Source organism: Salegentibacter tibetensis (genome assembly GCF_020164485.1).
Taxonomy (GTDB): domain Bacteria; phylum Bacteroidota; class Bacteroidia; order Flavobacteriales; family Flavobacteriaceae; genus Salegentibacter; species Salegentibacter tibetensis.
In genome coordinates this window covers 107,205-117,318 of sequence record NZ_JAIQZA010000011.1, presented here as the reverse complement: position 1 = coordinate 117,318, position 10,114 = coordinate 107,205, and the positions used below count along the sequence as shown (strand labels likewise).

General features: G+C 37.7%; 11 protein-coding genes. 6 read left to right on the top strand and 5 right to left on the bottom strand.

What is annotated here, in order from left to right:
* Positions 1 to 178 precede the first annotated feature (178 nt).
* Positions 179 to 2,239, bottom strand: coding sequence for a M16 family metallopeptidase (locus LB467_RS07940; protein WP_224473500.1), 2,061 nt, complete (start codon positions 2,237 to 2,239; stop codon positions 179 to 181).
* Between the two features lie 17 nt (positions 2,240 to 2,256).
* Positions 2,257 to 3,582: a M16 family metallopeptidase gene (locus LB467_RS07935; protein WP_394371775.1), complete on the bottom strand. Its 1,326-nt coding sequence runs from the start codon at positions 3,580 to 3,582 to the stop codon at positions 2,257 to 2,259.
* 281 nt (positions 3,583 to 3,863) lie between these two features.
* On the opposite strand from LB467_RS07935, the gene LB467_RS07930 reads away from it, so the two are divergent.
* From LB467_RS07930 to LB467_RS07915, 4 genes are all read left to right on the top strand, one after another.
* The gene (locus tag LB467_RS07930; RefSeq protein WP_224473499.1) at positions 3,864 to 4,328 is read left to right on the top strand and encodes a DUF4199 family protein; all 465 of its coding nucleotides are present in this window, start codon (positions 3,864 to 3,866) and stop codon (positions 4,326 to 4,328) included.
* A gap of 101 nt (positions 4,329 to 4,429) precedes the next feature.
* A complete protein-coding gene (gene rplU / locus LB467_RS07925; RefSeq protein WP_224473498.1) occupies positions 4,430 to 4,924 on the top strand; it encodes a 50S ribosomal protein L21 in 495 nt (164 codons plus the stop codon).
* A 28-nt stretch (positions 4,925 to 4,952) separates the two neighbouring features.
* A complete protein-coding gene (rpmA, locus tag LB467_RS07920) occupies positions 4,953 to 5,213 on the top strand; it encodes a 50S ribosomal protein L27 (RefSeq protein ID WP_224473497.1) in 261 nt (86 codons plus the stop codon).
* 112 nt (positions 5,214 to 5,325) lie between these two features.
* Positions 5,326 to 5,682, top strand: a complete 357-nt coding sequence (locus LB467_RS07915; RefSeq protein WP_224473496.1) for a putative signal transducing protein — start codon at positions 5,326 to 5,328, stop codon at positions 5,680 to 5,682.
* 238 nt (positions 5,683 to 5,920) lie between these two features.
* Here LB467_RS07915 and ahcY read toward each other — a convergent pair whose 3' ends face one another.
* Positions 5,921 to 7,237 (bottom strand): adenosylhomocysteinase, encoded by a 1,317-nt coding sequence (gene ahcY / locus LB467_RS07910; protein ID WP_224473495.1) that lies wholly within the window; start codon positions 7,235 to 7,237, stop codon positions 5,921 to 5,923.
* 65 nt (positions 7,238 to 7,302) lie between these two features.
* On the opposite strand from ahcY, the gene LB467_RS07905 reads away from it, so the two are divergent.
* Together LB467_RS07905 and LB467_RS07900 are read left to right on the top strand one after the other, a co-directional pair.
* The gene (locus tag LB467_RS07905; protein ID WP_224473494.1) at positions 7,303 to 7,950 is read left to right on the top strand and encodes a 4'-phosphopantetheinyl transferase family protein; all 648 of its coding nucleotides are present in this window, start codon (positions 7,303 to 7,305) and stop codon (positions 7,948 to 7,950) included.
* On the top strand, positions 7,950 to 8,642 hold the full coding sequence (locus LB467_RS07900; protein WP_224473493.1) for a geranylgeranylglyceryl/heptaprenylglyceryl phosphate synthase: 693 nt from the start codon (positions 7,950 to 7,952) through the stop codon (positions 8,640 to 8,642). The genes LB467_RS07905 and LB467_RS07900 overlap by 1 nt, the downstream gene beginning before the upstream one ends.
* Before the next feature lie 42 nt (positions 8,643 to 8,684).
* Here the strand turns inward: LB467_RS07900 and LB467_RS07895 are convergent, their stop codons facing one another.
* Positions 8,685 to 9,527: an ATP-grasp domain-containing protein gene (locus LB467_RS07895; protein WP_224473492.1), complete on the bottom strand. Its 843-nt coding sequence runs from the start codon at positions 9,525 to 9,527 to the stop codon at positions 8,685 to 8,687.
* Between the two features lie 152 nt (positions 9,528 to 9,679).
* Positions 9,680 to 9,835: a hypothetical protein gene (locus tag LB467_RS07890; protein ID WP_224473491.1), complete on the bottom strand. Its 156-nt coding sequence runs from the start codon at positions 9,833 to 9,835 to the stop codon at positions 9,680 to 9,682.
* Positions 9,836 to 10,114 lie beyond the last annotated feature (279 nt).

Here is a 10,114-nt window from a genome sequence, read left to right as displayed (position 1 = left end):
GATTCTCCTGATAAAAATTGTTTTAATGCTTTTTCCTTTAATTCTTTAATCTCTTCTTGTGTCATAATCTAGTTTAAAAAATTTATTATATTTTTCAAAGTCTAGACAGACTTGAGATTACACCCTCAAAAGAACCGACCCTTGCAGGCCGGTTCTTTCTAACATTAATAAAAAATCACTATTCTTCAAAATCTTCAGCTGAAATACCTTCATTAATAAGGATTTCAGTTACATCTAATTCAAATGTTTGCGGGCCTGCGGCCTGGGTCATTTGAAAAGGAAATTTCACTCCTTCTACTTCCTGGTAATCACTGTATCCAGTTGGGACATTCATTGTTTGTCCGCCTTGAGATACGGTTTGTACCGTTTGCATTTTTAGACCGCTGTCTACGTTGTAGTAAGCTTTGTAATTTTCACTTAGCGCTACTACATAAGCATCGGTACCTTCTACGCTTTCAATACCTTCTAAAGTAGCGTTGCCTACTTCTAATTCCGGGAATGGGTTGGCGTCTATTTTGGCAGTTTTGATCTGATCTTCGTTGTAAGGAATCTTTTGTCCCTGTGCCATTACAAATCCTGTTTCACCATTAAATATCTGCTTACTCATTACATTACCGCCCACAGAAACTTCCTGGTTTAATTTACCATCCATCGTTCTTTTCATGATAAGGTTTAAAGCCATTCCCTGCACGGTAGCTTCGGCCTTCATAACTACACTTTCTATATCTTCTACAGCATCACGGCCACCAATGGCTTCAATATAATCTGCGTAAATCTTATCTACAGTAATTGAGGCATCAACTTCTTTTGTTTGAGGTTTTTCAACTTCCTCCCCAAGTTTGTTGTAATATTTAACGGGAATTGTTTTTCCGTTAAATTCTATTTTTTCAAGGTTTTCAGCAATTTCTGAAGCTTTTCCTGCAACGACAATTCTCATATTATCGGTTTGATAATATTTATTGGCTACCCGTTGAATATCGTCTGCAGTAACTGCATTGATTTTTTGAAGAAAAGTCTCATAAAAATCATCATCCAAATCGTTGGTTTTGATGTTTAGTGCATAATTAGCGATGGTGGAAGGTTGCTCTAACCTTAATACGAAATCACCGGCAAATTTACTTTTTGCATTTTCCAGCATTTCAGACTCTACAGGCTCGGTTTTAATTCTTCTAATCTCTTTTAGAGATTCTACAATTGCGCTATCTGTTACAGCATTTCTTACACTGGCCTGGGCAACAAATCTTGATGCATACTTATCTGCTCCTGTGCTGGTTCTCGCTCCGTAAGTATAACCTTTATCTTCACGAAGATTCATGTTAAGGTAACTTCCAAAACTACCACCGAGAATTTGGTTTGCAACTAAAACAGGGAAGTAATCTTCATCAGCCATTTTAAGATCTATGGTATTTTGAAGTCTTAATTCACTCTGTACCGCATTTGGCATATCTACCAGGTTGATCTGCGTTTTGTCAACATTAGTCACCTTAGGAAGATCCTGCTCGTTCGGAGTTCCTGCTTTCCAGCTTCCAAAGTTTTTTTCAACTAATTTCTTTACTTCAGAAGTCTTTACGTCACCTACCACTACAAGATAAGCATTGGATGGTTTGAAATAGCTGTTGTAAAAGTTTTCGATATCCTCAAGAGTTACTTTTTCAGTATTTTCTACTGTAGCAAATTCTCCATAAGGATGATTAGCTCCATAAGCTAAAGCTGAACTTACACGGCCGGCGATAGAACCTACATCTTTATTAATAGATTTTAAACTTTCAATTTGTTTGTTCTTTTCCGCTTCAAATTCTTCCTGGGTGAATTTTGGTCTTAAAGCTCCTTCAGCCATAAGTTCCATAACTCTTGGGAAAAATTTAGAAAGCGAGCTTGCATAAGCCCTTTCTGCTCCAAAATTAAGGTTGGCTCCAAGAAAATCGATTTCTTCGTTAAAATCGTCCTTAGACATATTCTCGGTTCCTGTGCCCATTAAAGAAGCAACAAGAGAAGAGGTAGCCGGTTTTTCTTCGGCGTGAGGTTTATTGTCTATAATTAGAGAAGCAGAAACTCTTGGTAATTTGTGGTTCTCTACTACTAAAACTTTTAAACCGTTGTTTAGTGTAAATTCATCTGGCTGTCCAAGATTGATCTTTGGTGCCGGTCCCGGTTCCGGTTGTTTGGAACGGTCTACCTGCGCAATTGCCGCTGTGGTCAAAAAGCAGGCTATAAATAATGTGAGTATATTAAATTTCATTCTGTATGTTTTTTATGTTATTCCTGTTCGCTTTCTGGAAGATAGTCTAATTCCAAACGTTGGTTTTCGTTAAGATATTCGTTTGCTACTCTTTTAATATCTTCTCTTGTAATGTCTCGGTAGATTTCTATCTCTTCATTAATAAGATCGGTATTTCCGTAAAGAACATTGTAAGTTGCAAGCGAAGAAGCGATTCCCTGTATGCTGCTGTTAGAATTCACAAAGCGGTTTTCAAATTTATTCTGAAGTTTTTGGTATTCTTTTTCAGAAATTAATTCGTTTTGAAGTTTAGCAATTTCTTCATCCATAGAAGCGGCTAGCGTGTCTAATGGAGTTTCTCCTAATGCAAGTGCTCCCATTACATAAGTTCCGTAATCTTCCTGAGATCTTGGGAAAGCCAATACCTGAAGTGCAGTTTTGTCCTCATCGACCATCTTTTTGTACATTCTGGAGCTTCTTCCGTCTGTAAGAATAGAGGAGATCATATCCAGGATATAAGCATCTTTCTCTTTCATGGAAGGGGTGCGGTAAACAAATAACTTTGCAGGAATTTGAATGTTGCTATCGTACTCTGTAGCAGTGATAGTTTCGGTAATAGGTTCTTCTTCGATTGAAACTCGTTCTACTTCGTTTCCTTCTGGAACTTCAGCAAAATACTTTTCAATCATTTTTTTGGTTTCTTTGATTTCAATATCACCGGCAACAACTAAAGTAGCGTTGTTTGGCCCGTAATACTTATCGAAGAAAGCCTTAAATTCATCAAGCTCGGCAGCGTCAAGATCTTCCATTGTGCCAATTACCGAATTTTTATAAGGATGCTTGTCGAAAACGTATTTGTTAATTCCTGTAGCGTAGATGATTTTTCCGTAAGGCGCATTGTCTATACGTGAACGTTTTTCTTCTTTAACTACTTCGTTTTGGGTTTCTACTCCAACTTCGTTAATTACGGGATGAAGCATTCTTTCAGATTCCATCCATAAGCCAAGTTCAAGGTTGTTAGAAGGGAAAGTTTCGTAATAATAAGTACGATCTTGGGTAGTGTTGGCGTTATTGCTGCCGCCATTAGCAGCTACAATATCAAACCATTTTCCGCGCTCAATATTCTCGGTGCCTTCAAATAAAAGGTGTTCAAAAAAGTGAGCAAAGCCAGAGCGACCATCTTCTTCGTCTTTAGCACCTACATGGTACATCACTCCAACAGTGGCTACGGGAGCTGTGTTATCCTGATGCAAAATTACGTGTAATCCGTTGTCCAGGTCATATTCGGTAAATTCTACCTCCTGGGCAATTCCCGCTGCGCTGCAAACTAATGCAAGGGCAGCCATCTTAAAGTTTTTAATCATTTTAAATAGATTTTTCATTAATGCATGGGATTAGTGTTTGAAAGTTGTATTTTGTTACAGCATAATTTTAGAATAATGAAGAAATTACTGTCATCGTGCGAATAGTGTCAAAATTAACAAGCTATTAAGCTAAAAACCGGCACTTTTTTTAGAAATTTACTCTTGAAGTAAGATGTGCTAAGACCTTGAGACTGCCATTTCGGTTTTTTTATTCCTAATTGTATTGATATGTCTCTGGCGTACATCAGGTTAATTAAAAATAAAAAATACCAACCAAAACTATGAAGAATTTTAGTGTTCCAATTAAATACGGACTTTTAATCTCAGTGGGACTTATCGTTTATTTTTTAATTCTATCACTTTTTAATGCACATATTTATCCTTTGTTCAGTTTATTTAACGGAGTAATTATGGCTGCCGGGATGTGGCTGGCTTTAAAAGCCTACCGTAGTTCTAAAGGTGCTAAGTTTAAGTATCAAAAAGGTTTTATGGCGAGTTTGCTTACCGGTTTTAATGCGACTATAGTTTTTACCATTTTCTTTGCTTTTTACGCCACCGAGCTAAGCTCTGGTTTTTTAGATAACCTCATAAATGTATGGCCAGAAGATTATGGTACCGGGATAGGTATTGTGGTTTTTGTGGTGGCAATTATGGGCTTTGCAACCAGCCTGGTACTTACTTTAGCCTATATGCAATTATTTAAGGATTCCTGGAATACCAAACAAGGGAAAGAACATACGTATTAAAGTTTTTTAGGCTTTGTGAATTAATTAATTAGAAGTATATTTGCACCCGCTTGCGAAAAAGTAAGTGTAATTTTTAGCATAAATTAATTAATCACAACACTATGTATGCAATTGTAGAGATAGCAGGGCAGCAATTTAAAGTTGCAAAAGACCAAAAGGTGTTTGTTAACCGTCTAAGCGGAGAAGAAGGAGACAGCGTTTCTTTTGACAAAGTTCTTCTTACCGGAGACGGAGACAACATAAGCCTTGGCGCCCCGGCTATAGATGGTGCTCTTGTAGGAGCAAAAATCACCCGTCACCTTAAAGGAGACAAAGTAATTGTTTTCAAAAAGAAAAGACGTAAAGGTTACAAAAAGAAAAACGGTCACCGTCAATCTTTAACCGAAATCGTAATTGAAAGCATCGATGTAAAAGGTGGAAAGAAAGCTGCTTCAACTAAAAAAGAAGAAGCACCTAAGAAAGAAGCCAAAACTGATAAAAAATCGGAAGATTTAAATCAATACACCGTAGCTGAATTAAAAGAGATGGCTAAGGAGAAAGGTCTTGAAGGCTACTCTTCTATGAAGAAAGCTGAATTAATTGAAGCTTTAAGTTAATTATTAATCTACTTAAAACTAAAGTAAAATGGCACACAAAAAAGGAGTCGGTAGTTCCAAGAACGGTAGAGAGTCAGAATCAAAACGCTTAGGCGTAAAGATTTTTGGCGGTCAGGCAGCCGTAGCCGGAAACATCATTGTTAGACAAAGAGGTACTGCGCACAATCCAGGTGATAATGTGTATGCAGGAAAAGATCATACTTTACACGCTAAAGTTGACGGTCTTGTTAAATTTTCTAAGACAAAGAATAATAAATCTTACGTTTCTATAGAACCGTATGAGGCATAATCTTAACTCTTAATTGAGATAAGAAATATATTCTTAGAATTATACTAAAACCCCTTCCGAAATTCGGAAGGGGTTTTTTTGTATCTTTAGTTAAGACTTTAAGATATGTATTATGAAGTATATAGACGTTTTTAGAACCTCAGACCGCAATGAACATTCAATCATTAAAAACCTTTTTGATGAAGAAAATCTAGATTATAGATCTTACGGTGAGGCTACGGATAATGCCACTAATATTGGGGCGTTGGGTAATGATGGTCTTAGAATTGAAGTTGCCGAAAGCGACCGGGAAAAAGCTACGGAAATTATTGAAAGAAGCGGCTTCCTCGGGCGAAGCCATAATATTAAACGCCCTGAAAGAACTGTAAGAAGAAAGCCGCAAATAGGAAAATGGGTGATTGTAGTACTTGCCGCGCTGGTTGTTTTGGTCGCAATTATCTTATTTGTGTGGTTTATGAGCGGGAATTAGAGGGGGTTTTAAGCAAATGCACTAAAATCTAATTTTTTAGCTTTAAATTACCTGGATCTCCGAATAAATTTCGGAGCAAGCTCTGAAACAAGTTTAGGATGACCACTTATAGATTTTTCAGTATCACAAAATAAAAAGACCTCACTGGGTTTTAAAGCCTGTGAGGTCTAAATTTTTAAAAAGAGATTTCCGTCTTTTAGTTTATGCTGAGCATAGTCGAAGTGCGGAAATGACCTTATTAATATCTGTAATACTCCGGCTTATATGGGCCCTTTACTTCTACACCAATATATTCGGCCTGGTACTGTTTTAGTTCGGTCAATTCCACTCCAATTTTTTCCAGGTGAAGTTTAGCAACCTTTTCATCTAAATGCTTCGGAAGCATATAAACTTCATTCTCATATTTATCAGAATTTTTCCAAAGTTCAATTTGTGCTAAAGTCTGGTTGGTAAATGAGTTACTCATTACAAAACTTGGGTGGCCTGTTGCACATCCAAGATTAACCAAACGGCCTTCAGCTAGTAGAATAATGTCTTTTCCGTTTATGGTATACTTGTCAACCTGAGGCTTGATTTCGTTTTTGGTATCACCGTGATTGTTATTCAACCAGGCAACATCAATTTCGTTATCAAAATGGCCAATGTTGCAAACTATAGTTTTGTCTTTCATCGCTTCAAAATGCTCTCCACGCACAATATCTTTATTTCCGGTAGTGGTAATTACAATATCAGCTTTTGGAAGTACGGTTTCAAGTTTTTTCACTTCAAACCCGTCCATCGCAGCTTGTAGCGCGCAAATTGGGTCAATTTCGGTTACGGTTACAATAGATCCGGCGCCTTTAAAGGAAGCGGCGGTACCTTTACCAACATCTCCATAACCACAAACTACAACGCGTTTTCCGGCAAGCATTACATCGGTAGCACGACGAATAGCATCAACAGCACTCTCGCGACATCCGTATTTATTGTCGAATTTAGACTTAGTAACCGAATCGTTCACGTTAATGGCAGGCATTACCAATGTTCCGTTTTTCATTCTTTCATATAGACGGTGAACTCCGGTAGTGGTCTCTTCTGAAAGCCCTCGGATACCTTTAGCAAGCTCCGGGTATTTATCAAAAACCATATTGGTAAGATCGCCACCATCATCAAGTATCATATTCAAAGGCTCACGTTCTTCACCAAAAAACAGGGTTTGTTCTATACACCAGTTAAATTCTTCCTCTGTCATTCCTTTCCAGGCATAAACGGGAATTCCGGCAGCGGCTATTGCAGCTGCAGCGTGATCTTGTGTAGAGAAAATATTACAGGAACTCCAGGTTACATCGGCACCTAAAGAAATAAGCGTTTCAATAAGCACTGCAGTTTGCACGGTCATGTGAAGACATCCGGCGATTCTGGCTCCTTTTAGAGGTTGTTCGTTTTTATATTCCTCACGCAGGGACATAAGTCCAGGCATTTCAGCTTCGGCAAGTTCTATTTCTTTTCTTCCCCAATCTGCAAGGGAAATATCTTTAACTTTATAAGCGGTATACGGCACTGTTTTAGTCGACATATTATTATATTTGAATATTAGCAATTTTTTGTCTCGCAAAAATAAGGAATCTATAATAAACTTACATGCCACTTTACAAAACAATAACAGTAAACCCGCATACTAAAGTCTTCATTTGGAAGGTAGAAGAGTCTTTTGAAGATTTAAGCGATGGAATAAAACTTACCACACATTGTCAAAATCGCGTAGACGGAATGAAATCTGAAATTCACCGCCGCGGTTTTATGAGTATACGGCATTTAATGGCCCAGGCAGGATATGTAGATTATGACCTGTTCTATGACGATTTGGGAAAACCTCACCTTCAGGATGGGAAAAATATTTCTATTACCCATTCCTTTAATTTTACTGCTATTATTGTGAGCGATGAAAAGGTGGGAATAGATATTGAAAAACGCCGTGATAAAATTTTAAAAATAGCAAGTAAGTTCACGCCGCTTAGCGAATATCACACCCTTGCAAACGAAGATGCTCTAATAAGGAAACTCACCATTGTTTGGGGTGCCAAGGAATCTATTTATAAAATGTATGCCGAGCCCGGACTTGGGTTTTTACAGCATATTAATGTCACAGATTTTGATTTTGATGATGCTCAAACTACGGCTAAAGTTAATTTTAAAGGAAAGGAATCTTTTTACGAAATGAAATTCCTGGAGTTTGAAGGTTTTACCTGTGTTTACGGCTGGGGCGATCCTAAAAAAACGAATGATTAATGCGGAATTTTTATGCTGAAATTTCTCTCGCAATTACCGAAGAAAAGAAACTGCTCACCATTTTAATAGATCCGGATAAATTTATTGAAGCTGAAGCTGCATCTTACCTCAAAAAATTACCAAAAGAAACTACTCATATTTTTGTAGGGGGCAGCACGGTTGAAAATTTCAAAACCAGAAAAACTGTAAAAGCGATTAAGGCTGAAACTAATTTGCCGGTGATTTTGTTTCCGGGAGATTATTCACACATAACTGAAACTGCCGATGCCTTGCTTTTTTTAAGCTTAATTTCCGGTAGAAATCCTGAGTATTTGATAGAGCAGCAGGTAAAATCTGTAGAAAAGCTAAAGAATAGTAAACTGGAAATTATTCCTACTGCCTATATTTTGATAGATGGTGGGAAGGAATGCGAGGTACAGCGGGTAAGTGGTACTAAGCCAATGTCACAATTTCAGGTAAAAACGATTGTAAATACCGCTTTAGCCGGGGAATTTTCGGGAAAAAAACTTATTTACCTGGAAGCAGGAAGTGGTGCGGATATTCCGGTTTCCGAAGAAATAATTACTGAAGTTAAAAATGCGATTTCTATCCCTTTAATTGTTGGTGGTGGAATTCGCAGTTTGGAACAACAGAAAAAAGCCTACAATGCCGGTGCTGACATGATCGTGATGGGAACGCATTTTGAAAATTAGGGGATAAAAATAGTTTTTAAAATTACAGTTGTTCCTGGATCGTTATGCAAGGTAATCAGAAGGAACATTTGTATTCGGAGCGATTTCCTTTAAGGCTGTGATTAAATTATCGATAAACCTGTTCTTTTTTTCTTCCGGGAGCAGTTCTAACGAAAGGAAAGGATTGAGGTCTTCCAGCTCTACCAGCAATAAAGATTTATCTCTCAGCCTACAGGCATCTACGCGGGTGACCCCCCGTTCCATTTGATTCCAGTTAATGAACTTTTCAGCAAATTCAAGGTCCTCCGGGCTTGCATGATATTCGGCAAGTTCCCATCTTTTTTCCTTGTTTGGGGCATACATGGCGTACTGAAACCGGTCATTCAGATAATAAAACGATACTTCATATTCAAAATCTATGAACGGCTGAATAAGTTTACCCACAGGTCTTGAATTCAACAATTTTTCTTTAGTGAGCAGTTCCATGCCAATGGAATCTGCCCCGTTCTTGATCTTAACTATGTATTTTTCGGGGAAGCCAAATTGATGTATTTCCGCAACATCTTCCACAGTTGGTATCACCGGATAATCCAGTCCCTGCAGGTCTAGCAGGTATTGCTTGCCACGAATATCGGCCTTCCCGTCAAAAGAATTAAAAGTGGGGATGTTTTTTTGCTTTACCGCTTCCAGGAAATCCTGGAAATATTTCTCATATCCTATAACAGAACCCGTGTTCCTGAAAACCAAAAAATCGGCATTGTCTAGAAAAGCAATCGCCTGCTGCGGGTGGGCTATCAGAATATTGAAATGTGGTTTTAACCTGGAGGTAATGAAAAGGTCTTCCCCGTAGTAATTCCGCCCTTTGGCCACATAGTAAAGATCTGTAATATAAAGTAAGGTTTTCATTGAGATGAGCTGATTAAATAGTGTGCGAATTTAAGATTATAATCATAAAGTTAAAGGGAAAGAGGCGCTAAAATCAGACCGGACTTTATGCCTACTGATAATGTAAAATCGGCGATTTGATGAAAAATCCAGACGTCTAATAAAGCGAGAGACTAAAGAAATAATGAAAATAATACATTTTTCACCGGCTTCCCAACAGCAGGTATAATAAGGTTTGCATCAAAAGCATTTTCTGCTTTAAGCTGTTTTATTAAACGTGCAGGTTCCAATAAAGGTTCATCGAAAAGATCAAAAGTGCCAAAATGCATGAGCAGGAAATTCTTTCCTGTAGATCATTACTGGATTGGGCGGCTTCTAGAGACAAGTCCTTTGGGGATGTAGGTTTTAAATAAAAGCCCGTTCAGGGTTTTGCCATTTTTCATTTCTACATACCGCTCTTCAAATTTTCTGTCAAATTGAAATCTATGTTTTGTGCCAGTTTTTGTGGAAAAAACTTTAAGTTTTCTTGGAAAAAGTACAGAAGAAAACTAATAACAAGGTATAAACCTAACAGTATAGAAAAGGTGATGAGTAGACTTGTTTTCATT